This window comes from Nonomuraea glycinis (assembly GCF_035920485.1).
Classification (GTDB): Bacteria; Actinomycetota; Actinomycetes; order Streptosporangiales; family Streptosporangiaceae; genus Nonomuraea; species Nonomuraea glycinis.
The window spans coordinates 682,225-706,372 of the sequence record NZ_CP109166.1 but is presented as its reverse complement, the minus strand read 5'-3'; the positions used below and the strand labels follow the sequence as shown (position 1 = coordinate 706,372).

The following is a 24,148-nucleotide window of genomic DNA, read 5'->3' as shown; positions in this document are numbered from 1 at the left end:
CAAGCCTTTCCCATAGTCCAGCGGGGTAACGTCTTAACGGCTGACACCGTCGCCGTCCCGCCCGAGCAGGCGCAGGTCGTCGCGCCGGGGCAGCGACTCCCAGTCGCCCTGCGACGTCACCGCGAACGCCCCCGCCGCGCACGCCGTCTCCAGCCGCCGCTCGGGGGTGGCGCCGGCCAGCCAGTCGGCCAGCCACCCGGCCGCGAACCCATCCCCGGCCCCCACCGGGTCCACCTCGGTCACCTGGTACGGCTCCGCGCGGAGCAGGCGTCCGCCGGACCACTCGATCGCGCCCTGGGAGCCCAGCTTGACCAGCACATGTCGCGGCCCGAACGCACCCAGCGCCCGCGCCAGCTCGGCAGACTCCGTCCCGCCGCCGACCGTCCCGGCGTCGGCGCTGATCAGTCCGCCCTCCGCCTCGGTGGCGGCGATCAGTCCGCCCTCCGCCTCGGGGGAGGTGATCAGCCTGCCCTCCGCCTCGGTGGCGAACAGCACGTCCACCTGGCCGATCATCTCGCGGAGCCAGGCGCCGGCCTCGTCGGGCGGCCACAGCGCCCTGCGGTAGTTGATGTCCAGGGAAACGGTGACACCGGCGGCGCGGGCCACGGTCACCGCGTGCCGCACGCTCTCCCGGCAGGAGGCGGACAGCGCGGGGGTGATCGCCGTGAGGTGCAGCACCCGGGCGTCCCGGATGAGCTCGGGGTCCAGGTCGGCCGGGGTGAGGCGGGAGCCGGCGCTGCCCCGGCGGTAGTAGGTGACGTCGATGTGGTCGGCCGTCCGCCTGCCCTTGATCATCAGGCCGGTGGCCGCCTCGTCGGGGAGGGCGCGCACGTCCACGCCCTCGCCCGCGAGCGTCGAGCGGATCAGGTCGCCGAACTCGTCCGCGCCCACCCGGCCGATCCAGCGGACGGCGTGGCCGAGCCGGGCCACGCCGATGGCGACGTTCGACTCGGCGCCGCCCAGGCCCAGGTCGAAGTCACGGGCGAAGCGCAGCGGCCCGGTGCGCCGGGCGGCGAACAGCGCCATCGTCTCGCCGAAGGTCACCAGATCGGTCATCCCGGGGAACTACCCATCTTCGCGGGCGCGCAGGTTCGAGGTGGAGGGGCCGTCGAGGACGGCGATCTCGTGCTCGTCGCCGGGGACGAGGAAACTCAGCAGCCGGCGGCCCTCCTCGGCCACCGCCTCCAGGTCGGCGATCGGCTCCCACTGGTGGATGGTCAGCGTGGAGGTGCCCTTGGCGCGGGCCACGGTCCAGTCCCCGGCGGTGAAGCCGTCGACGAGGATGACGCGGGGCATCACGTTGGTGCCCATGAAGCCCCGCAGCGCGGCGAAACCGGCCTCGGTGATGACCCTCGTCCGGTCGGCATGTGACAGGAAAAGGTTGTCGAAGTCATACATCAACCGCACGGGTGCCGAAATTTCGGCTGAAGGTCGTACAAGGTGGGGAAGGTCGTACAAGGTGTGGCCGGACTCGTCGCGGAACCGGAGCAGGTCCATGGACTCCACCACCTCGGCGAGCCGCGTCAGACCCGACCAGGTCTGCACGTCCATGACCGACGACGGGCCGAACGCCGACAGATAGCGGATGACCAGCTCCTCGGCCGTCATCGGCGGCATGTCGAACCCGAGCCACGACTCGGCGCTGGTGTGCGCGATCGGCCCGCTCCTGCCCCACAGGCCGCGCGGCGGCACCTGCACCAGCGGCACCAGCCAGCGCACCACCTGGCCCAGCGCGTGCGGGTCGTTGCCGGGCCGGCGCTCGGCCAGCGCCCTGCCGAGTGCGGCGAAGGTCATCGGCTCGGCCTCCAGCAGCGACCGCCCGTGGGCCGCGAGCTCGTCGAGGTCGACGCCGTCGAGCTTTCTGACGAAGGTGGTCCTGGTCATCCGCTCGGTGACCACCTGCAGCAGCGGCCGCATCGCCAGGCAGTCGCGCGCGGTGACCAGGTGGATGGTCGAGCGCTGCAACGCGATGCGGACCAGGGCGCGCGACTCCAGCAGCTTGGCGGCGTCCGCGGCCTGGAAGCCGGCGATCCGGTTCCACAGGCCGGTGTACCAGGTGTGCGGGGTCTGCGCTTGGAATCCGCCGACCTGTTCGACCACCTCGGCGATGGGAAGATCGGTGCGGCTCAGCAGGAACTGCCGGTCGAGGGTCGCTCTGTTCAGTTGCCTGCGGGTGAGGAGGGGGTCCATGCCGTCCAAAGTAGGGGGTATCGCGGCAAGGATCGTGCCGCGATGAACCACCCTTCGTTTCCGGGTCGTAATGATTGATTTTTCAATCACTGGGCGGGCACAGCGGGCGCAGTGCACTCTTAGGTCTCATGAGTTCTCAGACATTACCGCCTATCGAGGCAAAAGCGGAGGAACCGCAGGTCCAGGCTCCTAAGGAGCGGGGCAGCGTCATCGAAATCTTCGAAAGACTCGGCACCGTCGTGGTGCCGGTGGCCGTGGGCCTGTACGCCCTGCTCTACATGGGCTTCCAGAGCGTCTACGAAACCTTCGGCATCACCCCCGAGCAGGCCGGGATCGATCAGTCCACCCTCCTGGGCCGCCTGATCGCCACCCTGATCCTGCTCTTCCTGATCATCCTGCCGGTGGGCGGCATGGTGGTCGGTGTCGGCTGGGTGCTCAACGTGATCACCCGTGGCTGGGCCGGCCGGGTGCTGGACCGGGGACGCGAGCGGCCGTGGCTGGCCGCCACCGTCGGCGCCCTGCTGTCCGGCACCGCCTACTGGGGCCTGCTGACCCTGTTCGGCGTCACCGGGACGACCGTGACGATCACCATCGCGGTGGTCGCCCTCTTCGGCTACCTGATCCCGTACCGGCTGCTGCGCAGGCAGCCCTCCGGCCGTGCCGGCATGCGCGTGCTCATCAGCGCCCTGGTGGGCATCGGGATGGGGTTCGTGCTGGTCGGCTGGATGACCGAGGGTGCGGAGGACGTGTACAAGAACGGCGACAGCAACATCGTGCTCATGCTCGCCGGGTTCCCCAACCAGTGGGCCACCGTGTCCGACGGCGACGGCAAGGTGCTCACCCCCGACGACCGCTGGCTGGTGCTCGGCCAGGACGGCGGGTCGTACACCTTCTACGACTGCGGCAAGATGGCCACGGTCCGCCGCCCGATCGAGGCCACCATCCTCACCAACGTCGTGCTGGACCCCGACTTCAGCGAGGGCGGCACCGAAAAGGTCGAGGACTGCGGCTACGCCAACAAGTGATCAGCACATCTCCTGGTAGCCGGCCTCGGGGATCAGCCTGCGCCACTCGGCCTCGCTGAGCGCCCCGCCCGCCCGCGCACAGACCTCCCGTACGGCGAGCGCCGGGTCCACGGGGACGCCCGGCGACGCGACGGTGGCGGAGACGTCCAGCGAGACGACCGAGCCGTGACCGGTCAGGTAGTGCAGGGTCCGGCCGTCGTCGGAGAAGACATAGTGGTGACCGGGGGTGTGCGGCGCGAGCGTCGCGAGCAGCCGCCGGTCGGCCACCCGCCACAGGCGCACGCCCTCCTCCGAGGGGATGGCCAGCAGACGGCTGTCGGGGCTGAAGGCGGGGGCGCCCAGCGGGCCGGCGTCCGATCCGGGAAGGGCGTGGGCGGGGGATCCGGACTCGCCGACGAGCGAGGGCTTGGCACCCGCGACGGCCAGTAGCCGCCCGTCCGGGCTGAACGTGAGGGCCGGGGCAGCGCCGTCCGTCCGTGGGGGGACCTGGACGGTGCGGCTGACGGCCCGGCCGGGCACGTCCCACAGCTCCACCCGGCCGTCCGGGCTCGACACGGCGGCCCTGCGCCCGTCGGCGGACAGCGCCACCTGGCCGCCGACCACCTCGAACACCGGCCGGTTCCGGGCGTACAGCGAGGTACGGTCGCCGTTGGTGATCGTGAACGTCGCCTCCGCCGCGGGGAGCCCACCCGAGACCGCCACCCGCCGGCCGGCGGCCGTCTCGGCGTAGCGGCCGTCGGCGCTCAGCGCCGCCGTGCCGGACGGCGTCGGGTACATCGCCAGCAGTCGTCTGCTCGGGACGTCCCAGTGCGTGACCGCGCCACCGGCCCACCTGATCAGCTTGTCGCCGATCAGCCGGTAGCTCGTCGGGAAGCTCGCGGCCGGGTCGGTGAACACGCGCAGCTCCGGCTGGGACAGCGACGCCTGCAATGCCTCGCGGGCCTCGACCACCGGCGCCAGCTTCCAGGCCGCGACGCTCAGCCGCATCGCCGCCTGCGGGTCCGCGGTGCGCAGGGACTCGGCGCGGGCCGCCACCACCCGGGCGTTGGCCTGGCTGACCACCTCGACCGGGCTCATGGCGCCCCGCACCGTGACGACGGACACGCTCACGGCCACCGCGACCCCGGCGGCCAGCAGCGCCACGGCGGGCACTCCCGCCCACCGGCGTGCCGCGCGGCTCACGGGACGACGGGCGCGGCCCGTGCGCTCGTCGGCCACCCAGGCGCGCAGCCTCGGCCAGGCCTTGTAGAGCGCGGCGCTCACCGGCACCACGCCGTCGCCGTTGACGGCCACCAGCGTGCCCAGCTCGCTCTGGACCGGGGGAACCCGGACGCTGGGCCGTACCAGCAGACCCGCCTCGGTGAGGCGGGCCAGCGTCCCGTGCTCGTCGCGCGGGGCGGGGCCGGTCATCAGGGCGAGCAGCAGCCCCGGCAGCTCCAGCCGCTGCGGTAACGACAGCGTGGCGTAGACCTCCTCGGCCACCTCGCCGAGCGGGCGCGGACCGGCGGGCCCGTCCGGCGCGGGCAGCTCAAGCGCCGTCTCCACCAGCAGCTCGCGGGCCTGGGGGCGCTCCGACGGGTCCTTGGCGAGGGCCCGCGCGACCAGGTCGCGCAGCGCCTCGGGGAGCATGCTCACGTCGGGATCGACGGTCAGCAGGCGGTGCATGACCTCGCCGAGGCTCTCCCCGTGGAACGGGTCCTCGCCGGTGGCCGCGTACAGCACCAGGCCGCCCCACGCGAACACGTCGGCCGCCGCGCCCGCGGGCTGCCCCGTGAAGACCTCGGGCGCCAGGTAGGTGCGGGTGCCGCCGACCGCGCCCGGCCCGCCCACGCCGATCACCTTCGGCCCGCAACGGGTCAGCAGCACCTTGTCCGGTCTCAGGTCGTGGTGGGTGAGCCGGTCCGCGTGCAGCGCGTGCAGCGCGGAGGCCACGTTGACGGCCAGCGTGACGAGCTCGTCGCCGCGGTAGGGGCCGTGCCGGCTCACCGCCTGCCGCAGATCGGGGCCGTCGGCGAACTCGCTCACCACGTAAGGCACCCGGCCGTCGAGGCGGACCGCGACCACCTCGGCCAGATGGCGGTGCGCCACCCGCCGGATCGGCGCGAGGTCGCGGCAGGGCACCCTGACCGCGAAGCGGCGGCCCTGGTCGTCGTAGGAGTCGTAGACGATGCCGCGGCTGCCCGTGCCGAGCCGGCCTGCCAGCCAGTAGCCGCCAAGCTCCTCGGGGTCGCCGGGCATCGAGCGTGTCATCGAAGGCTTAGACGCACGTGGTGGAGGATTGGTTGTCGGCACCTCGGAACGCCACAGGCCCCCCGCGCGCCTCGGGGAGCCCATGGACAAAGATCATTATGGCAGGGTCTGGGATCTTGCCTGCCAGTCGGAGCGCAGGATCGACATGATCACCGAGTCGTACCACTCGCCGTCCCAGCGCAGCGCGTCGCGGAGCACCCCCTCCTCCACGAACCCCGCCTTCTTGTAGACGTGCTTGGCCCGCTCGTTGAAGGAGAAGACGTCGAGGCTGATCCGGTGCAGCGGCGTGGTGCCGAAGGCGTGGTCGAGCAGCAGCGACAGGGCCTCGCCGCCGTAGCCCCTGCCGAAGACGCGCGAGCCGATCAGCGCGATCCGCAGGTTGCAGGACAGGTTGGCGGTGTCGAGCTCGTTGAGCACCACCTCGCCCACATAGTCGCCCGCCACCGTGATCGCCAGGTCGAGCCGGTCGTCGTGCTCGCCCCTGGTGGCGTACCAGCGGCGGCCCGCCTCGGCGGCGATCTCGCCGTGCGAGCCGGTCAGCCGCCGCACCTCGGGATCGGTGACCAGCTCCTGCAGCCCGTCGGCGTGCTCGGGGCCGACCGGCCGCAGGGTCACGAGCTCGCCCACCAGCGTGGGCTTGGCGGCGAACATCATCCGGCGGCCAGTTCCCGCAGCACCGCCTTGAGCACCTCCTCGGGCGTCATCACGCCCACGTCGAAGGTGAGGTCGCTCACCTCCTGGAAGAAGTGACCACGGCGGGCCCGCATGGCGGTGGGGGAGAAGTCGGGGCGGTGATCGCTGGAGCGCATGCGCTCGGTCAGGATCTCGTCCGCCGCGTCGAGCCAGATGACCAACGCGCCGCGCATGGCCGCGCGTACCACCGGGCTCTCCAGGGTGCTGGCCGCGGCGGCGATCACCTTCCGCTCGCCGGCGAGCTCCTCCAGCACGTGCTCGGCCTCGCGCTCGTGCAGGACGTCGGCGCCCTCGGCGGCGGCGATCTCGGCCGCGCTCCCGCCGAAACGGGCCCGCAGAAACGGGTCGCTGTCGCTGAACGGCAGGCCGAGGGCGTCGGCCAGCAGGTGCCCTGCGGTCGTCTTACCGCTTCCCATCAGGCCGATCACCACGATTGGTTTGTTTTTCCACATGTGGATAGAGGTTCCTCGTGCCAAGGAGGTAAATCAAATGACCATCGCCGGAAGCATCATCCTCATCATGCTCGGTGCGATCCTCACCTGGGCCGTCGAATTCGATCTCGCCGGCCTCGACATCAACATCGTCGGTGTGGTCCTCATGCTCGGTGGCGTGGCCGGGCTGCTGTTCGGGCTCTACCGGATCAGCCTGACGCGCCGGGCCGTGGGCCCGATCGACGAGCCGGTCCACCGCCACGAGGTCTACGAGGAGCCGGACACGCGCAGGACCACCGTCTACGAGGAGCGTAGGCGCGTCGACGAACCCCCGCTGTGAACCCACTGTGAACCCTGCGGTGAACCCCAGCTGCGAATCAGGAGGTGACAACTGACATGCCGGCCGAACAGGAACTGCCGACGACCGTCCGACGCTCCCCCAAGAAGGCGCAGGAGACGTGGATGGCGGCGCACGACTCGGCTGTGGAGCAGTACGGCGAAGGGCGGCGCGCCCACATGACGGCCTTCTCCGCGTTGAAGCACACGTTCGAGAAGATCGGTGACCACTGGGAGCCGAAGTCCGAGAAGGGCCCCTCCGACCAGGGCGCGAAGGACCGTTCGGGCCGGACCGAGGAGGGCGTCAACGCCAACGCGACCAAGGAGCACCTGCGGGGCGTGGCGGCGGAGCTCGACATCCGCGGCCGGTCGAAGATGACCAAGCAGGAGCTCGTGGACGCCATCAAGAAGGCCAACCGGCGGGCCACCGCCAAGGCCCGCCGCTGACCCGCCCCCTCACAGCAACCGCTTGACCGCCGCGACCACCGCGTGGCGGTCTATGCGGGCGTCCGAGAGCTGTTCGCCCGGTGTCGCCGACCCGGGCAGCCCCCGCACCGCGAGCTTGACGACCCTCGGTCCGAGCTCGCTCACCGCGTCCAGCACCGCGTCCCCCAGGCCGCCCTCGGGCCGGTGGTCCTCCACGGTGATGAGGTTGCCCGTGGTCGTCGCGGCCTCCATCAGGGCGGCCGCGTCGATGGGCTTGATCGAGTACATGTCCAGCACGCCGACGCCGATGCCCTCCTCCGCCAGGAGGTCGGCCGCGGCCAGCGCCTCGTGCACGGTGATCCCGGCGGCCACGATCGTGGCCCGGTCGGACGGGGAGTGCCGCAGCACGCGCGAGCCGCCCACGGGGAAGCGCTCGCCCGGCGGGTAGATCACCGGCGTCGCGCCGCGCGTGGTGCGCAGGTACGCCACCCCGGACAGGTCGGCCATCTCGGCGGTCAGGGCCGCCGCCTGGTTGGCGTCGCACGGGTAGAGCACGATGCCGCCGTGGACGGCCCGCATCATGGCCAGATCCTCCAGCCCCATCTGCGACGGCCCGTCCGCACCGATCGACACGCCCGCGTGCGAGCCCACCAGCCGGATCGGCGACTGGCTCACGCCCGCCATCCTGATGAAGTCGTACGCCCGGGTCAGGAAGGCGGCGAAGGTGACGGCGTAGGGGACCCAGCCGCGCACCCGCATGCCGACGGCGGCGGCGACGAGTTGCTGCTCGGCGATGTACATCTGGAAGAACCGCTCGGGGTGGGCGGCCGCGAACGCCTCGGCCTTCGTCGAGTCGGCCACCTCGCCGTCGAGCACCACCACGTCGCCGCGCGCGGTGCCGAGCGCGGCGAGCGCCTCGCCGAACGCGGTCCTGGTCGCCACCTCGTCGCCGATCTTGAACTCGGGCAGCGCGAGCTCGCCGCCCCCGAACCGGTACGGCTCCGCCCGTCCGTCCGGCCGCCGGACCTCGACGGTCAGACTCCGGGGCCCGCCCAGCTCCGCTATGGCCTGCTCCGGCTCCTTCAGCGCCTTGCCGTGCGCCCCCTCGCGGTTCTCCACCTCGACCACGCCCGCGCCCTTGCGGGTCTTGGCCAGGATCACGGTGGGCCGCCTGCGGGTGTTGCGGGCGTCGCTCAGCGCGAAGTCGATCTGGCCGGGGTCGTGCCCGTCGATCTCGACCGTGTGCCAGCCGAACGCCCCGAACCGGCGGGCGTACGCCCCCAGGTCCCAGCCGTGCCGGGTGGGGCCGCGCTGGCCGAGCCGGTTGACGTCCACGATGAGCGTGATGTTCGACAGCCCTTCGCTGCCGGCGTGCTCGGCGGCCTCCCAGACGGACCCCTCGGCCAGCTCGCTGTCACCGCTGAGCACCCAGACGTGCTGCGGCACGCGTTCCAGCCGGCCGGCCATCGCCATGCCCACGCCCACCGGCAGGCCCTGTCCCAGCGAGCCGGTGGCGACGTCCACCCAGGGCAGTCGCGTGCTCGGATGACCTTCCAGCCTGCTGCCGTGTTGACGGAAGGTCAGCAGCTCCTCGTCACTGATCGCCCCCGCGGCCTTGAACAACGCGTACAGCAGGGGCGAGGCGTGACCCTTGGAGAAGATCAGGTGGTCGTTCGCCGGATCGTCCGGCCGCCCGAAGTCGTAGTGCAGGTGGCAGGAGAACAGCACGGCCATCAGATCGGCGGCGGACATCGACGAGGTCGGATGACCCGATCCGGCGGCGGCGGACGCGCGCACGGAGTCGACGCGCAACTGCGCGGCCAGCTCGCTCAGAAACTGGAGATCGTGTTCAGGCATCAGCCCTCCTTGTGGTTCTCCGCCGCCTACCCTCACCGGCCCGCTTAACGCAATTCCCCTGCCCGGCCGTGCTTTCCGCGGACCGGCACGCAGCCGGTCGCGGGCCGGCACGTACGAAGAGGCCACCCGCCGCATGGACGGGTGGCCTCAACCACGCTCTATCTATGAAATGTCAGGACTTGGCGCGGAGGGAGAGCGCCAAGGCCGCCGCCGCACCGCCGGCCGCGACCGCCACCGCGACCGGCCCGCGATGCTGGGAGAGCCAGAGCTGCGGGCTGCGGGCGTGGCTGCGGTCGTCGAAACCGCCGTGCGCGCCGAAGTCCTGCGACTCGTCCGCCGGCTCCCACAGGTTGGAGACCTCGCCGGCGGGCTTGTCGGGGGTCTGCTGCGCCTCGATGCCGGTCCTGGCGAGATACCGGTCGACCAGGGCGGGCGCGACGCGCTGGGCGAGCAGCGTGGCGGCGGTGGTGGCGCCGACCCAGTACTCCTTGCGCTCCGGATGCGCGGCCGCGTAGACGATGCCCCGCGCGGCGACCTCCGGCTGATAGATGGGCGGCACCGGCTGCGGATGGCGGCGCAGCTTCGACAGGACCCAGTCGAACTGCGGCGTGTTCACCGCGGGCAACTGGACCATGGTGATCCGGACGCCGCTGCGCTCGGCCAGCAGCTCCGTCCTTACCGACTCGGTGAACCCCTTGACGGCGTGCTTGGCCCCGCAGTACGCCGACTGCAGGGGGATGCCGCGGTAGGACAGCGCGGAGCCCGTCTGGACGATCGTGCCGCGGCCCCGGGGACGCATCAGGTCGAGCGCCACCTTGGTGCCCCAGACGTAGCCGAGGTAGGTGACGGCGGTGGTGCGCTCGAACTCCTCCGGCCGCACGTCGGTGAACCTGGCGAACACCGAGGAGAACGCCACGTTGATCCACACGTCGATCGGGCCGAGCTCGGCCTCGATGCGTTCGGCCGCCTGCCGTACCTGGTCGTAGTCCGCGACGTCGGCCTCGTAGACCTGCCCGACCCCGCCCGCGACGCCCACGTCGACCGCGGCCGCGCCCAGGCCGGTCGCGCCACGGGCGATGAGCGCGACGTTGGCTCCCTGCGCGCCGAGCTCGCGCACAACGGCCCGCCCGACGCCCCCGCTCGCGCCCGTGACGACGACCACCTGCCCGCTGAGGGGATGCGCCGACATGCGCCTCACCCCGCCTCTCCGACGTTACGGTCCTTCTGACGACGTACGGCGAGCACGATGTCGATGACGACCACCACGGCCGCGACGACGGCGATCCCGGTCATCACCGGCGCGCGGGCGATGATGCCGAGCACCGCCAGCGCGAACAGGAACACCAGGATGAACGACCCCACCCTGATGTGCACCACGTCGCGCGGCGTGGCGGGCACCATGGCATGCCCCCTGTCGGAGGTCTCTTCCCAATCCCTGTCTTCGGTCATGAGCCCCAACTGCCCGTCCCGTTTGCGGCCTAACGTCGCGGGTAGCCCGGCGGGCGTGCCGGAGTTGCAGCCCAGTGACCAGAACGAGCCGGGCATCGTCCGGCGCCGTCGCGGGCGCGGCTTCAGCTACCACCGCCCGGACGGCTCCCCGGTGCGCGAGCGGGCGGACCTCGACCGGATCAAGGCGCTGGTGATCCCGCCCGCCTGGACCGACGTGTGGATCTGCGCCTCCCCGGACGGCCACCTGCAGGCCGTGGGCACCGACGCGGCCGGGCGCAGGCAGTACCGCTACCACGACGACTGGCGCCGGCAGCAGGACGAGGCGAAGTTCGAGCGGGTCATGGAGCTGGCCGAGCGGCTGCCCGCCTTCAGGAAGACCGTCGACGAGCAGCTCAAGGGCCGGGGACTGAGCCGGCAGCGGGTGCTGGCCGCCGCCGCGCGACTGCTCGACATCGGCTTCTTCCGGGTGGGCGGCGAGAGCTACGACTCCTACGGGCTGGCGACTCTGCGGATGGAGCACGTGACCTGCTCGAACGGCCTCGTCACCTGCTCCTACCCGGCCAAGGGGGACATCCCGCGCGAGATCGAGGTGGCCGACACGGGGGCGTGCCGGGTGATCAGGTCGCTGAAGTCGCTGCGCGCCGACGGCGAACTGCTGCGTTACCGCGACGGCTCGGCCTGGGCGGACGTGCGCAGCGACGACATCAACGCCTACCTGCGCGAGACGGTCGGCGACTTCACCGCCAAGGACTTCCGCACCTGGCACGCCACCGTCCTGGCCGCCGTGGGCCTGGCGGTGTCCAAGGAGGCGGCCACGGAGACCGCCAGGAAACGGGCGATCAGCCGGGTCATGCGCGAGGTCGCCGAGTATCTGGGCAACACCCCGGCCGTGGCGCGGGCGTCGTACGTGGATCCGCGCGTGATCGAGGCGTACGAGCGGGGCAGGACGATCGCCGGCGCGCTGACCGAGCTGGGCGCCGACGTCGACTTCGGGCAGCTCGCCACGCACGGGACGGTGGAGCGGGCGGTCCTCGACCTGCTGCGCGCCGGTTGACCAGGCTCGATCGCCGCGCCGCCTGCCGCGCGCCGTTTGAGCACAGCGCCGATGGGCATGCGGCGTTCGGAGAAGGAGGAAACGATGGGAGAAGCTCCGCAGTACGTCGCGGCCCGCGTCCAGCAGGCGCTGGCCGAGGACGCGCGCACGAACGAGCTCGGCATCCGCGTCGACATTCGCGGCGATCAGCTCTTTCTGCGTGGTCAGGTGAGCGAGCCCGGACAGCGGGACAGGCTCGGTGAGGTGGCCCACGAGACCGCCCCGGCCCTTCACCTGCACAACGAGATCAGGATTCTCGACGCGAGCGCGCCCGGAGAGGATGAGCACCTTGACTGACCTACGCATCGCGGCCGTAGGGGACATCCACCTGGGCGAGGACGCCCGGGGCCACTACCGCAAGCGCCTGGAGGGCATCGAGGAGCGCGCCGACGTGCTGATGCTGGCGGGCGACCTCACCCGGCACGGCACCCTGGCGGAGGGGCGGCTGGTGGCCGACGAGTTCCGCGATCTGCCGCTGCCGGTCGTCGCCGTGCTGGGCAACCACGACTACCACTCCGACCTGCAGCACGAGATCGCCGGTGAGCTCAGGGACGCCGGTGTGACCGTGCTCGACGACGACTGGGCCGTCGTGGAGTGCGGCGGGACCAAGCTGGGCGTGGTCGGCGGCAAGGGCTTCGGCGGCGGGTTCGCCGGCAAGTGCGCGAGCGAGTTCGGCGAGCGGGAGATCAAGGACCTCGTCCGGCACACGCGGCTCATCGCCGAGGCGTGGCAGGTCGCGCTCAAGGAGGTGCAGGCGGACCACCGGGTGGTGCTGTCGCACTATTCGCCGGTCAAGGAGACCCTTGAGGGCGAGCCCTTGGAGATCTACCCGTTCCTCGGCAGCTATCTGCTGGCGGAGGCGGTCGACACGGCGGGTGCCGACCTGATCCTGCACGGTCACGCGCACAAGGGCAGTGAGAAGGGCATGACGCCGGGCGGGATCCGGGTGCGCAACGTCGCGCTGCCGGTGATCGGGCGGGCCTATGCGGTCTACTGCCTTGCCATGAACGGCGAATAGTCAGCTGTTCGTTCAGCTAGTCAGCGAAAGCCATTCAGCTAGTCAGCGAAAGCGGCCGGCTTGGAGAAGCCGGCCGCTTTTCGCGTGCGATCGTCAGCAAACCTTCATTAGAGACGCCCTTCCCAAGCCCGAGAGGAAGGGCGATAAGCGGTCATTGTCCACTGGGCCGCTCTCGGGTCCCGGCCCAGTGGAGGGACGGCTGGGGCGACGGGCGCCCCTAGACATTGAAGATGCTGACCCCTCCCGGACCCACCAGCAGCCCGAGAACGATCAGTACGATCCCCCACAGGAGATCGCGACGAGCCAGAATCACATAGATGCCGGCGATGACGAGAACTACCGCGAGAATCCAGAGCAAAGTAACCATGAGTTCAGAGCTGCCCCTGTGATTCATCTATTAACATGTTTTTCTGTCCGGCCCGGTCAGGACCCTGTTTCCGGTCCCACGCGCGGGAGCGTTCCCACGGCTGGTGGCATTCCAGGGCCGGCTAGGTGGCCGACTTCATCAGCTTGGCGTAGGCGAGCTGCAGCCAGTCCGACGCGGCCACCGCCGTCATCGCCGCGCCGGCCAGCCGGGTGAACCTCGGCGCGAACACCAGGCCGATGGCGTATCCGGTGGCCGCCCACTGGGCGATGCAGAACGGGCAGCTCAGCAGCTCGCCGACGGTGTTGCGGGGCTCCTCCTTCAGCTCCGACGGCCCGCTCACGCCCTCGAAGCGGGTGAAGGGCGCTCGCAGAGGGCTCGTCACCGGGTCCTTGGCCACCAGCCGCGCCACCTTGTGCGTGCACGCCGCCATCAGCCCCAGGTCCATCAGCCCGACGCGCTCCGGCAACCGCCGTCCCGTCACCGCCGCGGCCACCGTGGCAGTGGCCACCACGCCCCCGTAAACGGCCAAGATGCGGACGTACGTGCCCAGCGGCCGGTCGTGCTCGCCCTGGTAGTCCTGCTCGGTCTTGTCCATGAATTGGGTCATAAAGCCTGGCGCTACCCGTACCGCATCGCCATACTCGCGCACGCGGGCGACCGAACGCCTACTCGGCCTGCCTGCGGGTAGCGCGACTCCATGAGCAGCCATAGCCATGAGGTCACTGACGCCATCCTTGACACGCTCAAACGCGCCAGCTCCGGGTTGAAGGACGCGGGGGTGAAGTACGCGCTGGCGGGCGGGTGCGCGGCCTACGCCAGAGGAGCCGCGCCTTCCTTGCACGACGTCGATTTCGTGGTCACCGAGCACGACATCCCCGCCGCCTTGGAAGCGCTGCGCGAGATGGGCTTCACGACGGCGAAACCCCCGGAGGACTGGCTGGTCAAGGCCTTCGACGAGGGCAGACTGGTGGACCTGATCTTCAAGGTGTCCGACCAGCCGGTCACCGACGAACTGCTCGACCGGGCCGAGCCGATGAAGGCGTCGGCCATGATCGTCCCCGTGCTGGAGGCGACCGACCTGGTCGTGTCCTGGTTGCTGCCGATGTCGGAGCATGCCTGCGACTACGGCGCCCTCCTGCCCCAGGTGCGGGCGCTGCGTGAGCAGGTGGACTGGCCGCGGGTCGCCGCGGTGACCGGCCACTCGCCGTACGCGGCCACGTTCCTCACCCTGCTCGAACGCCTGGGCGTCCTGAACGCCCCCGTCCAGCCCGCGGGGGACCCCACCTGGCCGTGAGAGCCGAACATCTGGTACGGCCTGCGGGGGAGTCACCTGGCAGTGAGGCCGCGCGGCCTTTCGCCGCCTGTTCACGGTTCCCCCTCCCGCTGAGATGCCGGGTGCGGATACGATCCGCGCACACCTCATCAAAGGGGGGCCCGCGTGACCATCCGCCCCGAAGCCGAGTGGACCCCTCCCGGAGTCGACGTCGAGCAGCCGAGCGTCGCCCGCGTGTACGACGCGCTCCTCGGCGGCGTCGACAACTTCGCCGCCGACCGCACCGTGGCCCGTGCCATGAAGTCGGCCGTGCCCGACGTGGTCGACCTCGTCTGGTGCTCGCGCGCCTTCACCGGCAGAGTCGTGGACTTCCTCGTTCGCGAGGCCGGGATCCGGCTGTTCGTCGACCTGGGCGCGGGCCTGCCGACCATCGAGAACACGCACGAGGTGGCCCAGTTCGCCTCCCCGGCGGCCCGTGTCCTGTACGTGGACCTGGACCCCGTGGTGGAGCCGCACGCCCGTGCCATCCTGTCCGGCAACGCGCACGTCACGGCGATCACCGCCGACGCCCGTGACGTGCACGCGGTGCTGCGCCACCCGGAGGCGGCGCGGCTCATCGACCTGACCCAGCCGGTCGCCGTCCTGGCCATCGGGCTGCTGCACCTCATCCCCGACCGGGAGGACCCGCACGCCCTGGTCAGGCGCTACCTGGCCGCCCTGCCGTCCGGCAGCTACCTGGCGGCCTCCAACATGCTCGCCGGCCTCAACCCCAAGGCGCGGGCCCTGGAGGCGATGCTCCAGATGACCATGGGCACCGGCCACTTCCGCTCCCACGAGGCCGTCACCCGCTACTTCGACGGCCTGGAACTCGTGGAGCCGGGCGTCGTCCACTTCCCCCGATGGCGGCCCGACGACCGCCTCCCCGGCCCCCTCACCCCCTGGGAAGAACTCCTCCTGGGCGGCGTCGCCCGCAAACCCTGACCCACCCCGCCGCCTCCGCACTCCGACCCTGCGGGTTCCGACGTTTCGGGGCTTCAACCCCTGCGGGTTCCGACGCCTCCCGGCTTCAACCCCTGCGGGCCTCGATGGCTGCGGGTTCCGACCGCCTTCCGGCGGAGGAATAGAGTACGGCTGTGCCGCGCGATTTTCTTTGCTCCCCTCCGCCCGCCCAGTAGCGGGCGGCGATTCCTGATTTTCCGGGTCTGACCGATCCGGGGGTGGCTGCTGCCCGCACACCGGGCCCATCTCGACCACTCCACCCCGGAGCAATCTGTCATGACCGACCTTTCTCCTCGGCGTGCCACCGTGTACGTCGCGATCGCCGCAGCGGCCTGGGGCACCGGTGGCGCCGCCGGCGCCCTGCTGTTCGCCTCGGGCGGACTCGATGCCCTGGACGTCTCCTTCTGGCGCTACCTGCTGGGCGCCGCCTTCCTTCTCCCTTTCACCCCGGTCCGCCTGTGGCGTCCCAACGGGCGCGTCGCGCTGGTGGGTCTCGGGATGGCCGTCTACCAGACGGCCTACTTCGCCGCCATCGCCGAGTCGGGGGTGGCGGTGGCGACCGTGGTCACCATGGGGGCGACCCCGCTGTTCACCGCCCTGGGAAGCCGCCTGTTCCTGGGTGAGCGCCTGGGCCGGACCGGACTGTACGCCCTGGTGACCGCGCTCGCCGGCCTGCTCCTCCTCACCGGCGGAACCGCCCTCGCCGCCGGTCAGGGCGGTGGCACGGCGGCCGGCGTGGGGCTGGGGTCGTTGTCGGCCGCCGGGTACGCGGCGGTCACCCTGTTCTCCCGGCGGTATCGCGACGAGCCCGAGGGGATGGCCGTGGGCGGGTTCGTGGTGGGCGCGATCTGCCTGGCTCCCCTCGCCCTGGCGGGCGGGGTGCTGCCCCGGGTGAGCGGGGAGAGCGTGGCGCTGCTGGTCTACCTGGGCGTGGTGCCGACCGCGCTGGCCTACGGGCTGTTCTTCCGGGCGCTGACCGCGTTGCGGGCCACCACCGTGTCCATCGTCTCGCTGGGGGAGGCCGCCGGCGCGGCCGTGCTCGGCGTGCTGCTGTTCGGCGAGCGGCTCACCCCCGCCGCCTGGACCGGCTGCGCGCTGCTGCTGCTGGCCATGGTGATCCCGGCGGCGCTGCCGGCGGCACGGCGGCGCACGTCACGACGCCTGTCAGCGCGCTGAGAGCGCGGATGAGGTGAGCTCGGGTGAGCGGTGTGACGGTGTGGTGGGCGGTATGGGTTAGGGTCCGTACGGCGACGCTTGCCGTATCGTCGCTCCGCTCCCCGAGCCTGCGGACGGCACGGAGGGAACGGTGCCGGCGGAGCGCGCGTTGGAGGAACTGTGGCGTCTATTACAGCGATTGTCAGGAACCTTCTGGACCGTCCCGGAGGCGTGAACCTGACCCCTTACCGGAAGATCGTCAAAGCGGCGGGTGATCGCGGCGATCGGATCGGCGGGCTGGACGAGCTGCCGACGCCGGACATGAGCGACCTGGCCGAGTTCTGCGCCGTCGCGCGGGAGGCGGCCGACCGGACGCTGGGGCTCAGGCCGTACGACGTGCAGTTGCTAGGGACGCTCGCCCTGCTGGACGGGAAAGTGGCGGAGATGGCCACGGGAGAGGGCAAGACGCTGTCCGGGGCCATGGCGGCGGCGGGATACGCGCTGCAGGGCAAGCGGGTGCACGTCATGTCCGTCAACGACTACCTGGCCAGGCGGGACGCCGAGTGGATGGCGCCGTTCTACGAGGCGGTGGGGGTCAGCGTCGGCTGGATCGGCCAGGGGTCCACGCCGGAGGAGCGGCGGGAGGCGTACGCGAAGGACGTCACCTACGGGCCCGTCAGCGAGATCGGGTTCGACGTGCTGCGCGACCGGCTGCGGACGGACGCGAGCGCGATCATCGTGCCGGACCCCGAAGTGGCGCTGATCGACGAGGCAGACTCGGTGCTCGTGGACGAGGCGCGGGTGCCGCTGGTGATGGCCGGGGCCTCCGACGCGGGCAGTGCGGTGCCGGAGATGGCGGTGCTGGTCAGGCAGCTCATCAGGGGCTACCACTACGAGATCGACGACCAGGCGCGCAATGTCTATCTGACCCAGAAGGGCGCCGAGACCGTCGAGAACCTGCTGGGCGTGGAGCTCTACGACGAGCACGAGCCGGGCACGCTGATCGAGCTCAACCTGGCCCTGCACGCGCACGCGCTGCTGTCGCGCGACGTCGACTACATCGTGCGGGACGGCAAGGTGCAGCTCATCAACCCCTCGCGCGGCCGGGTCGCGATGCTGCAGCGCTGGCCCAACGGGCTGCAGGCGGCGGTGGAGGCCAAGGAGGCGCTGCCGCCGAGCGAGAAGGGCGAGATCCTGGACTCGATCACCGTCCAGGGCCTGGTCAGGCGTTATCCGACGGTGTGCGGCATGACGGGCACGGCCGTCGCGGTGAGCGAGCAGCTCGGCGAGTTCTACGGGCTGAAGGTCGCGGTGATCCCGTCCAACCGGCCGTGCGTCAGGAAGGACGAGCCGGACCGGATCTACCCGACGGTGCCCGACAAGGACGCGGCGCTGGTGGAGGAGATCCAGGAGGCGCACGCCACCGGCCGGCCCATCCTCATCGGCACGCTCGACGTGGCCGAGTCCGAGAGCCTGGCCAAGCTGCTGCAGCGCCGCAACCTGCGGCCGGTGGTGCTCAACGCCAAGAACGACGCCGAAGAGGCCACGATCATCGCCAAGGCGGGGGAGCGCGACGCCATCACCGTCTCCACCCAGATGGCCGGGCGCGGCACCGACATCCGCCTCGGCGACGGCGTCGCCGAGCTCGGCGGCCTGTACGTGATCGGCTCCGGCCGCCACGCCAGCAGCCGCCTGGACGACCAGTTGCGCGGCCGGGCGGGCCGGCAGGGCGACCCGGGCGGCTCGGTGTTCTTCGTCAGCATGGGGGACGAGCTGATCACCCAGTTCACGCCGGACGAGCGCCCGCCGGCCGCCGACGCCGACGGCCTGGTGCGGCACCGCCGGGGCGCCTATCTCGTCGGGCACGCCCAGCGGGTGGCGGAGGGCGTCAACCTGCAGATCCACCGCAACACCTGGCGCTACACCCGGCTGCTGGAGCAGCAGCGGGAGCTGATCATGGAGTGGCGCGACAAGGTCCTGCACGGCGACTCGGCGGCCAAGGCGCTGGCGGCGGCCGACCCCGAGCGCTGGGCGTCGCTGCCGGAGGAGACTCGGCAGGAGACGGCCAGGCAGATCGTGCTGCACGCGATCGACCAGTGCTGGACCGAGCATCTGGCGTTCCTCACCGACCTGCGCGAAGGCATCCACCTGCGGGCGCTGGGCCGGATGAGCCCGGTGGACGAGTTCCACCGGGAGGCCGTGGCCGAGTACAAATCGCTGCAGGCCGAGGTGGAGCGGCGCTCGCTGGAGTCGTTCGAGGCGCCGGAGCCGGATCTGAAGCGGCCCGAGGCGACCTGGACCTACCTGGTGCAGGACAACCCGTTCGGCACCGAGTGGGATCGGATCCTCAAGCGGATGAGTTCGGGCGCACGCGCTTCCCGTACCTGACAGAAGGTGGCAGGTACGGCTGCGAGCCTTGGGACATGACGACGACCAAGGCGAATCTCATAGCGTTCACGATCGACTGCGCGGAGCCCAGGAAGCTGGCCGCGTTCTACCACCAGGTGACCGGGTTCGACATCCAGTACGCCGAGGACGAGTACGCCGCCGTGAGCGACGGCACCACGAGCATCTACTTCGGCCGGGTGCCCGAGCGCAAGCCGGTGGTCTGGCCGAGCCCGGACAAGCAGTTCCATCTCGACTTCCGGGTGCCGGACGTGGCGCGGGCCGTCGAGGAATATCTGGCGATCGGCGCCACCAAGCCGGAGTTCCAGCCGGGCGTCACCGAGGAGGGCACTCGCTGGATCGTCCTTCAGGACCCTGAGGGCCACCTCCTGTGCGTCTGCCCGGAGACGCCGGATAGCGGTTCCTAGGCCCCTGGACTCACCCCGAAATTGGCCTAAAGGATGATTCGGGGGCATTGCTTCACCTCTAAGCTGGGGCAATGCTCCTGGACGGACCTCGGACCCTGCGCGGGTGCCCATGACCTGGGTCGGTGTGGCCATCGCCCTGGCGGGCGCGCTGGGATACGCACTCGGCGCGGCGCTGCAGCAGTACGAAGCGGTGGCCGAGGGCGCCTCGTTAAGACTGGTGAGACGCCCTCGCTGGTGGATCGGCGGCGTCATCGGCATGACGGGCGCGAGCCTGCACGCCGTCGCGCTGAGCTTCGCGCCGCTGGTCGCCGTGCAGCCCATCAGCGTGGCCACGCTGGTTTTCGCGGTGCCGCTGGCCGCGCTCATGTACGGCCGCAAGCCGTACAAGGCGGAGATCCTCGGCTCGATCGCGGTGGCCGTGGGCCTGCTCTGGCTCATGTTCCTGGTGCCGCAGCATCACGTCACGCCCCGGCTCGGCAACGGCTCCGCCCTGGCGTTCATCGCCGTGATCGGGGTGATCGTGCTGGTCAGCCAGGTGGCCGCGAGCCGGACCCATGGGCCGGGCCGGGCCCTGCTGCTGTCCATCGGGGCGGGCGCCGTCACCGCGAGCGTGTCCACGTTCGTCCGGGTGGTCGGCGGCGGCATGGAGGGCGACTGGGGGCGGCTGCTGCACTGGTTCACCCTGGCCGTGCCGGTGCTGCTGGTCTGCGCGGTGGTGCTGCTGCAGCGCTCCTACGCGGTCGGCTACTTCGGCATCGCCTACGCCGGCGTGCAGGTCATCGACCCGATCACCTCGGTGCTGGCCGGTGCGATCCTGCTCGGCGAGCCGCTGCCGACCGGCTCCGCCACCGCGGTGCCCGCGCTGCTCGCGGCGGCGTTGACCATCGCCGGCACGATCACGCTGGGGCGGCTGGCTCCTGACCATTCCCCGTCCGTGGCGGCGGCCGCCAGCCCAGAATCCCGTCCATTGACCGCAGCATCAGATCGGGCATGAGCCGGGTGGCCAGCGACATTCCGCTGTCGCGCAGTGCCACGGCCACGGGGTTGCGCAGCTTGGTCATCGTGCAGATCGACATCGACCTGCGTACCACCTCGGCGGTCCGCCGCAGGCGGGCCTCGGTGTAGGCGGCCAGGTCGCCGTTCGCGAGCCGCGCGAGCACCACCGCGTCCTCGATCGCCTGGCAGGCGCCCTGGCCGAGGTTGGGCGTCATCGGGTGGGCCGCGTCGCCCACCAGCGCCACCCGGCCCACGTGCATGGCGGGCAGCGGCTCGCGCAGGTAGAAGAGGTCGTTGCGGATGATCCGCGCGGGGTCCGCGGCGCGCAGCACGGCCGGGATCGGCTGGTGCCAGCCACCGAACCTGCGCAGCAGCTCCGCCCGCTCGTCACCGTGGGCGGCCCCGGCCGGTGACAGGTCGGTGGCGTAGAAGTAGACCAGGTCGTCACTGATCGGGTGGGCGCCGAACACGGTGCCCCTGCCCCAGCTCTCCGCGCTGCGCACCGGCACGTCGGGCCGCGGCACCAGCCCGCGCCAGGCGGTCACCCCCGCATAGGCGGGGGCGGGATGCCCGGGGAAGAGCGCGGCGCGCACCGCCGAGTTGACGCCGTCAGCGGCCACGACCAAGTCGGCCCGCAGGCGGCCCCCGTCGCCGGCGGCCTCCTGCGAGACCAGGTCGGCGGCCTTCTGCGGGCCGGTGGTGGTGAGGCGCACGTCACCGATGGTCGTACCCGGGTCCGTGGTGGTGGTGTGGATGTCGCCGGTGGTGGCGTCCACGGCGGTGACGGTGGTGTTCAGGCGCAGCCTCTCCAGCCCGAGCGCGTCCACCAGCAGGTCCACGAGGGTGGCGCGGAGCAGCACCACCACCGAGTCGCCGTAGCGCCGCCGCGCCGTGTCCTCGGTGGTGTGCGTCAGCCAGCGCCCGCCGGCGGCGCGGATCCCCGCCTGGCCCTGGACGCGGGACAGCCCGCGCACCGCGTCACCGAGACCCAGGGTGTCGAGCGCGCGCAGCCCGTTGACGGCGATGGCCAGCCCGGACCCGACAGGCTCCAGCTTGGGGGCGCGCTCCAGCACGCTCACCTCCCAGCCCTCGCGGTGCAGGGCGATGCCGGCGGTCAGCCCGCCGATGCCCCCGCCGATCACTACGGCCTTCGCCATGGCAGCGCTCCTTAACTACGTCTGTAGTGTCAGGCTACTACATCCGTAGTTCCGTCACTACACGCGTAGTATCAGGGTCCGTGAAGCGTTCCGAGGCCGTCGCCGAGGCGGCGATCACCCTGCTGGCCGAGCGGGGCATGCGCGGCCTCACCCACCGGGCCGTCGACGAGGTCGCGGGCCTGCCGCCCGGCTCGACCTCCAACCTGGCGCGCACCCGCGCCGCGCTGCTGGAGCTCACCCTGTCGCGGCTGACGGAGCTGGAGGAGCGGGTGTTCGCCGCGGCGCTGACCGGGGAGGCCCCCGGCGACCTGCCGGACCTGATGGCCCAGGTGCTGCAGGTCCAGCTCCGCGACGGCAGGCGCACCCTGGCCCGCTACGAGCTGGCACTGGAGGCCACCAGGCGGCCGGAGCTGCGCGCGATCTACGACCGGGCCGGCCGCCGCTTCCGCGACCCCGCCGTCGCCCTGCTCGCCACCGCCGGCTCGACGGATCCGGTACGGCACGCGCGCCAGATGGTCGCGTTCGGCGAGGGCATCATGTTCGACGCGATAGCCGGAGCGGGCGTCGAGCCGACGTTCGACGAACTCCGCGAGGCCGTTCGCGAGCTGCTGGCGGGCATGCTGGGAAGCCATCCGCCGGGCTCCGCGTAAGCCCTCATGGTGCGCAGGCGGTCGCCGTAAGCCCTCATGGTGCGAGGTCAGGCGCCGGGTTCCGCGTAAGCCGCCGTCAGGCGGGCTCGGTGGGCGGGCCACTCCTCGTCGAGGATGCCGAAGTAGACCGTGTCGCGCCAGGTGCCGTCCGGCCTCGGGCGCTGGCGCCGGAGCGTGCCCTCGTGCACCCCGCCGATCCTCTTGATCGCATTCTGTGAACGTACGTTAAGAATGTCGGTCTTGAGCTGGACCCGGTTGTAGCCGAGCTTGTCGAAGGCGTGGTCGATCAGCAGCAGCTTGCAGCCGGTGTTGACGGCCGAGCGCCACCAGGCTCTGCCGTACCACGTCCAGCCGATCTCGATGCTCTGCTCGAAGCCCGGCACGTCGATGTAGGTGGTCCAGCCGGCCGCCCTGCCGGTCTCCTTGACGATCACCGCGAGCGGGATGTGCCGGTCGTCCTCCAGCAGGGAGCGGGCGATCGCCGCCAGGTCCGCCTCGGTGCGCGGCGTCTGGGCGGGCAGCCAGCGCCAGACCTCCTCGTCGCCGCCCGACGCGGCGAACAGGTCGGGCAGATGGTCCAGGGTGAGCGGTTCCAGGCGGACGAGGTCGTTCTCCAGCACCACGGGCACGGGCAGATCAGCGGTCATGGCGTGACCCTATGGGTGGTCCGTGGCCTGCGGTGATGGCCACATGGGTGGTTTTGCCGGGAACCACCTGTCGACATGCATACCGGCCGGTCGGTAGCCTCCGTTCATGGACTTCGCCTTCGACAGTGTCACCGAGGACCTGCGCCAGCGTCTGCTGCTCTTCATGGACGAATGCGTCTACCCGGCCGAGCACGCCTTCGAGGAGCAGGCCGCCACCAGCGGCTGGGGCGCTCCGCCGCTGATCGACGACCTGAAGGACGAGGCCAGACAGCGCGGCCTGTGGAACCTGTTCCTGCCCGGCGACCACGGCGCCGGACTGACCAACCTGCAGTACGCGCCGCTGGCGGAGATCATGGGCCGCAGCCCGCACCTGGCCCCGGTGGCCACCAACTGCGCCGCGCCCGACACCGGCAACATGGAAGTGCTGGCCATGTTCGGCAACGACTGGCAGCGCAAGGAGTGGCTGCGGCCGCTCCTCGACGGCGAGATCCGCTCGGCGTTCGCGATGACCGAGCCCGACGTGGCCTCCTCCGACGCCACCAACATCGCCACCTCGATCACCCGTGACGGCAACGAGTACGTCATCAACGGCCGCAAGTGGTTCATCTCCGGCGCGATGAACCCCGCCTGCAAGATCTTCATCGTCATGGGCAAGACGGACCCGGAGGCGCCCACGCATCGTCAGCAGAGCATGGTGCTGGTGCCCCGCGACACCCCCGGCATGGAGATCAAGCGCGGCATGCACGTCTTCGGCTACAGCGACGCCGACCACGGCGGCCACGCCGAGATCGTCTTCACCGATGTCCGGGTGCCGGTGGACCACCTGATCGGCGAGGAGGGCGGCGGCTTCGCCATCGCTCAGGCCCGGCTCGGGCCCGGCCGCATCCACCACTGCATGCGGCTGATCGGCATGGCCGAGCGCGCGGTCGAGCTCATGTGCCGCAGGACGCTGAGCCGGACGGCGTTCGGCAAGACCATCGCCCAGCAGGGCGTGGTCCAGGACTGGATCGCCGAGTCCCGCATCCGCATCGAGCAGCTGCGCCTGCTCGTGCTCAAGACCGCCTGGTTGATGGACACCGTCGGCAACCAGGGCGCGCACACCGAGATCCAGGCCATCAAGATCTCCACCCCGATCGCCGTCGAGTGGATCCTGGACAAGGCCATCCAGGCGCACGGCGCCGGTGGCGTCTCCCAGGACTTCCCGCTGGCCGGGCTCTGGGCCGGCGCCCGCTCGCTGCGCCTGGCCGACGGCCCCGACGAGGTGCACAAGCGGTCGCTGGCCTACCGCGAACTCAAGAAGTACATGTGACGACGGGAGCTGGA

At 71.3% G+C, this 24,148-nt stretch carries 26 protein-coding genes; 14 read left to right on the top strand and 12 right to left on the bottom strand.

Annotated features, from left to right (window positions below; translation table 11 throughout):
• Positions 1-33 precede the first annotated feature (33 nt).
• Positions 34-1,056 carry a sugar kinase gene (locus OHA68_RS03220; RefSeq protein ID WP_327106288.1) on the bottom strand — a complete coding sequence of 341 codons (1,023 nt, stop codon included), beginning with the start codon at positions 1,054-1,056 and terminating at the stop codon, positions 34-36.
• Between the two features lie 9 nt (positions 1,057-1,065).
• Positions 1,066-2,190, bottom strand: coding sequence for a winged helix DNA-binding domain-containing protein (locus OHA68_RS03215; RefSeq protein WP_327106287.1), 1,125 nt, complete (start codon positions 2,188-2,190; stop codon positions 1,066-1,068).
• Between the two features lie 128 nt (positions 2,191-2,318).
• Here OHA68_RS03215 and OHA68_RS03210 point away from each other — a divergent pair, with 128 nt between their 5' ends.
• On the top strand, positions 2,319-3,215 hold the full coding sequence (locus OHA68_RS03210; protein ID WP_327106286.1) for a hypothetical protein: 897 nt from the start codon (positions 2,319-2,321) through the stop codon (positions 3,213-3,215).
• On the opposite strand, the gene OHA68_RS03205 is transcribed toward OHA68_RS03210, so the two are convergent.
• From OHA68_RS03205 to OHA68_RS03195, 3 genes are all read right to left on the bottom strand, one after another.
• Positions 3,216-5,465 (bottom strand): serine/threonine-protein kinase, encoded by a 2,250-nt coding sequence (locus OHA68_RS03205; RefSeq protein WP_327106285.1) that lies wholly within the window; start codon positions 5,463-5,465, stop codon positions 3,216-3,218.
• Positions 5,466-5,561: 96 nt separating this feature from the next.
• On the bottom strand, positions 5,562-6,119 hold the full coding sequence (locus tag OHA68_RS03200) for a GNAT family N-acetyltransferase (protein ID WP_327106284.1): 558 nt from the start codon (positions 6,117-6,119) through the stop codon (positions 5,562-5,564).
• Complete coding sequence (locus tag OHA68_RS03195) at positions 6,116-6,574, bottom strand: shikimate kinase (RefSeq protein ID WP_407674413.1); 459 nt, start codon at positions 6,572-6,574, stop codon at positions 6,116-6,118. Before OHA68_RS03195 ends, OHA68_RS03200 begins: the two co-directional genes overlap by 4 nt.
• A gap of 73 nt (positions 6,575-6,647) precedes the next feature.
• Between OHA68_RS03195 and OHA68_RS03190 the strand changes: the two genes are divergently transcribed.
• Positions 6,648-6,929 (top strand): hypothetical protein, encoded by a 282-nt coding sequence (locus OHA68_RS03190; protein WP_189136689.1) that lies wholly within the window; start codon positions 6,648-6,650, stop codon positions 6,927-6,929.
• A 56-nt stretch (positions 6,930-6,985) separates the two neighbouring features.
• Complete coding sequence (locus OHA68_RS03185) at positions 6,986-7,372, top strand: ChaB family protein (RefSeq protein ID WP_327106282.1); 387 nt, start codon at positions 6,986-6,988, stop codon at positions 7,370-7,372.
• A 9-nt stretch (positions 7,373-7,381) separates the two neighbouring features.
• On the opposite strand, the gene OHA68_RS03180 is transcribed toward OHA68_RS03185, so the two are convergent.
• The 3 genes from OHA68_RS03180 to OHA68_RS03170 form a co-directional block, all read right to left on the bottom strand.
• Complete coding sequence (locus OHA68_RS03180) at positions 7,382-9,208, bottom strand: transketolase (RefSeq protein WP_327106281.1); 1,827 nt, start codon at positions 9,206-9,208, stop codon at positions 7,382-7,384.
• Between the two features lie 172 nt (positions 9,209-9,380).
• Positions 9,381-10,397, bottom strand: coding sequence for an SDR family oxidoreductase (locus OHA68_RS03175; protein ID WP_327106280.1), 1,017 nt, complete (start codon positions 10,395-10,397; stop codon positions 9,381-9,383).
• Positions 10,398-10,402: 5 nt separating this feature from the next.
• Positions 10,403-10,657: a hypothetical protein gene (locus OHA68_RS03170; RefSeq protein WP_189136693.1), complete on the bottom strand. Its 255-nt coding sequence runs from the start codon at positions 10,655-10,657 to the stop codon at positions 10,403-10,405.
• Positions 10,658-10,712: 55 nt separating this feature from the next.
• Between OHA68_RS03170 and OHA68_RS03165 the strand changes: the two genes are divergently transcribed.
• The 3 genes from OHA68_RS03165 (at position 10,713) to OHA68_RS03155 (ending at position 12,768) form a co-directional block, all read left to right on the top strand.
• The gene (locus OHA68_RS03165; protein WP_327106279.1) at positions 10,713-11,711 is read left to right on the top strand and encodes a DNA topoisomerase IB; all 999 of its coding nucleotides are present in this window, start codon (positions 10,713-10,715) and stop codon (positions 11,709-11,711) included.
• 84 nt (positions 11,712-11,795) lie between these two features.
• Positions 11,796-12,047, top strand: coding sequence for a BON domain-containing protein (locus OHA68_RS03160; protein ID WP_189136695.1), 252 nt, complete (start codon positions 11,796-11,798; stop codon positions 12,045-12,047).
• Positions 12,040-12,768, top strand: a complete 729-nt coding sequence (locus OHA68_RS03155) for a metallophosphoesterase family protein (protein ID WP_225276831.1) — start codon at positions 12,040-12,042, stop codon at positions 12,766-12,768. The genes OHA68_RS03160 and OHA68_RS03155 overlap by 8 nt, the downstream gene beginning before the upstream one ends.
• Positions 12,769-12,985: 217 nt before the next feature.
• Here OHA68_RS03155 and OHA68_RS03150 read toward each other — a convergent pair whose 3' ends face one another.
• Both OHA68_RS03150 and OHA68_RS03145 read right to left on the bottom strand, forming a co-directional pair.
• Positions 12,986-13,135 carry a GPGG-motif small membrane protein gene (locus OHA68_RS03150; RefSeq protein ID WP_189136697.1) on the bottom strand — a complete coding sequence of 50 codons (150 nt, stop codon included), beginning with the start codon at positions 13,133-13,135 and terminating at the stop codon, positions 12,986-12,988.
• A gap of 121 nt (positions 13,136-13,256) precedes the next feature.
• Positions 13,257-13,730: a DUF1360 domain-containing protein gene (locus OHA68_RS03145; RefSeq protein WP_327106278.1), complete on the bottom strand. Its 474-nt coding sequence runs from the start codon at positions 13,728-13,730 to the stop codon at positions 13,257-13,259.
• Positions 13,731-13,832: 102 nt separating this feature from the next.
• Between OHA68_RS03145 and OHA68_RS03140 the strand changes: the two genes are divergently transcribed.
• The 6 genes from OHA68_RS03140 to OHA68_RS03115 all read left to right on the top strand — a co-directional run bounded on the left by OHA68_RS03140 (position 13,833) and on the right by OHA68_RS03115 (position 20,369).
• Entirely contained in the window at positions 13,833-14,429 is a 597-nt protein-coding gene (locus tag OHA68_RS03140; RefSeq protein ID WP_327106277.1) for a nucleotidyltransferase, read from the top strand.
• 144 nt (positions 14,430-14,573) lie between these two features.
• A complete protein-coding gene (locus tag OHA68_RS03135) occupies positions 14,574-15,389 on the top strand; it encodes an SAM-dependent methyltransferase (RefSeq protein ID WP_327106276.1) in 816 nt (271 codons plus the stop codon).
• A gap of 294 nt (positions 15,390-15,683) precedes the next feature.
• On the top strand, positions 15,684-16,583 hold the full coding sequence (locus tag OHA68_RS03130) for a DMT family transporter (RefSeq protein WP_327106275.1): 900 nt from the start codon (positions 15,684-15,686) through the stop codon (positions 16,581-16,583).
• Positions 16,584-16,793: 210 nt separating this feature from the next.
• Positions 16,794-18,950 (top strand): accessory Sec system translocase SecA2, encoded by a 2,157-nt coding sequence (gene secA2 / locus OHA68_RS03125; RefSeq protein WP_327106274.1) that lies wholly within the window; start codon positions 16,794-16,796, stop codon positions 18,948-18,950.
• 35 nt (positions 18,951-18,985) lie between these two features.
• Positions 18,986-19,375, top strand: a complete 390-nt coding sequence (locus tag OHA68_RS03120) for a VOC family protein (RefSeq protein WP_189136702.1) — start codon at positions 18,986-18,988, stop codon at positions 19,373-19,375.
• Positions 19,376-19,484: 109 nt separating this feature from the next.
• Positions 19,485-20,369 carry a DMT family transporter gene (locus tag OHA68_RS03115; protein WP_327109446.1) on the top strand — a complete coding sequence of 295 codons (885 nt, stop codon included), beginning with the start codon at positions 19,485-19,487 and terminating at the stop codon, positions 20,367-20,369.
• On the opposite strand, the gene OHA68_RS03110 is transcribed toward OHA68_RS03115, so the two are convergent.
• Complete coding sequence (locus OHA68_RS03110) at positions 20,272-21,528, bottom strand: FAD-dependent monooxygenase (RefSeq protein WP_327106273.1); 1,257 nt, start codon at positions 21,526-21,528, stop codon at positions 20,272-20,274. The two genes, OHA68_RS03115 and OHA68_RS03110, sit on opposite strands and share 98 nt — an antisense overlap.
• A gap of 80 nt (positions 21,529-21,608) precedes the next feature.
• Here OHA68_RS03110 and OHA68_RS03105 point away from each other — a divergent pair, with 80 nt between their 5' ends.
• Complete coding sequence (locus OHA68_RS03105) at positions 21,609-22,178, top strand: TetR/AcrR family transcriptional regulator (protein WP_327106272.1); 570 nt, start codon at positions 21,609-21,611, stop codon at positions 22,176-22,178.
• Positions 22,179-22,225: 47 nt separating this feature from the next.
• On the opposite strand, the gene OHA68_RS03100 is transcribed toward OHA68_RS03105, so the two are convergent.
• Positions 22,226-22,825 (bottom strand): GNAT family N-acetyltransferase, encoded by a 600-nt coding sequence (locus OHA68_RS03100; RefSeq protein WP_327106271.1) that lies wholly within the window; start codon positions 22,823-22,825, stop codon positions 22,226-22,228.
• A gap of 106 nt (positions 22,826-22,931) precedes the next feature.
• Between OHA68_RS03100 and OHA68_RS03095 the strand changes: the two genes are divergently transcribed.
• Complete coding sequence (locus tag OHA68_RS03095; RefSeq protein ID WP_189136705.1) at positions 22,932-24,134, top strand: acyl-CoA dehydrogenase family protein; 1,203 nt, start codon at positions 22,932-22,934, stop codon at positions 24,132-24,134.
• Positions 24,135-24,148 lie beyond the last annotated feature (14 nt).

What these genes read in the sequence shown, in the direction of transcription:
- OHA68_RS03145 (WP_327106278.1), bottom strand. Translation starts at nt 13,730, where the DNA reads ATGGACAAGACCGAGCAGGACTACCAGGGCGAGCACGACCGGCCGCTG.
- OHA68_RS03205 (WP_327106285.1), bottom strand. Translation starts at nt 5,465, where the DNA reads ATGACACGCTCGATGCCCGGCGACCCCGAGGAGCTTGGCGGCTACTGG.
- OHA68_RS03110 (WP_327106273.1), bottom strand. Translation starts at nt 21,528, where the DNA reads ATGGCGAAGGCCGTAGTGATCGGCGGGGGCATCGGCGGGCTGACCGCC.
- OHA68_RS03180 (WP_327106281.1), bottom strand. Translation starts at nt 9,208, where the DNA reads ATGCCTGAACACGATCTCCAGTTTCTGAGCGAGCTGGCCGCGCAGTTG.
- OHA68_RS03160 (WP_189136695.1), top strand. Translation starts at nt 11,796, where the DNA reads ATGGGAGAAGCTCCGCAGTACGTCGCGGCCCGCGTCCAGCAGGCGCTG.
- OHA68_RS03100 (WP_327106271.1), bottom strand. Translation starts at nt 22,825, where the DNA reads ATGACCGCTGATCTGCCCGTGCCCGTGGTGCTGGAGAACGACCTCGTC.
- OHA68_RS03200 (WP_327106284.1), bottom strand. Translation starts at nt 6,119, where the DNA reads ATGATGTTCGCCGCCAAGCCCACGCTGGTGGGCGAGCTCGTGACCCTG.
- OHA68_RS03115 (WP_327109446.1), top strand. Translation starts at nt 19,485, where the DNA reads ATGACCTGGGTCGGTGTGGCCATCGCCCTGGCGGGCGCGCTGGGATAC.
- OHA68_RS03190 (WP_189136689.1), top strand. Translation starts at nt 6,648, where the DNA reads ATGACCATCGCCGGAAGCATCATCCTCATCATGCTCGGTGCGATCCTC.
- OHA68_RS03095 (WP_189136705.1), top strand. Translation starts at nt 22,932, where the DNA reads ATGGACTTCGCCTTCGACAGTGTCACCGAGGACCTGCGCCAGCGTCTG.
- OHA68_RS03215 (WP_327106287.1), bottom strand. Translation starts at nt 2,190, where the DNA reads ATGGACCCCCTCCTCACCCGCAGGCAACTGAACAGAGCGACCCTCGAC.
- OHA68_RS03120 (WP_189136702.1), top strand. Translation starts at nt 18,986, where the DNA reads ATGACGACGACCAAGGCGAATCTCATAGCGTTCACGATCGACTGCGCG.
- OHA68_RS03140 (WP_327106277.1), top strand. Translation starts at nt 13,833, where the DNA reads ATGAGCAGCCATAGCCATGAGGTCACTGACGCCATCCTTGACACGCTC.
- OHA68_RS03175 (WP_327106280.1), bottom strand. Translation starts at nt 10,397, where the DNA reads ATGTCGGCGCATCCCCTCAGCGGGCAGGTGGTCGTCGTCACGGGCGCG.
- OHA68_RS03195 (WP_407674413.1), bottom strand. Translation starts at nt 6,574, where the DNA reads ATGGGAAGCGGTAAGACGACCGCAGGGCACCTGCTGGCCGACGCCCTC.
- OHA68_RS03150 (WP_189136697.1), bottom strand. Translation starts at nt 13,135, where the DNA reads ATGGTTACTTTGCTCTGGATTCTCGCGGTAGTTCTCGTCATCGCCGGC.
- OHA68_RS03170 (WP_189136693.1), bottom strand. Translation starts at nt 10,657, where the DNA reads ATGACCGAAGACAGGGATTGGGAAGAGACCTCCGACAGGGGGCATGCC.
- OHA68_RS03130 (WP_327106275.1), top strand. Translation starts at nt 15,684, where the DNA reads ATGACCGACCTTTCTCCTCGGCGTGCCACCGTGTACGTCGCGATCGCC.
- OHA68_RS03220 (WP_327106288.1), bottom strand. Translation starts at nt 1,056, where the DNA reads ATGACCGATCTGGTGACCTTCGGCGAGACGATGGCGCTGTTCGCCGCC.
- OHA68_RS03185 (WP_327106282.1), top strand. Translation starts at nt 6,986, where the DNA reads ATGCCGGCCGAACAGGAACTGCCGACGACCGTCCGACGCTCCCCCAAG.
- OHA68_RS03210 (WP_327106286.1), top strand. Translation starts at nt 2,319, where the DNA reads ATGAGTTCTCAGACATTACCGCCTATCGAGGCAAAAGCGGAGGAACCG.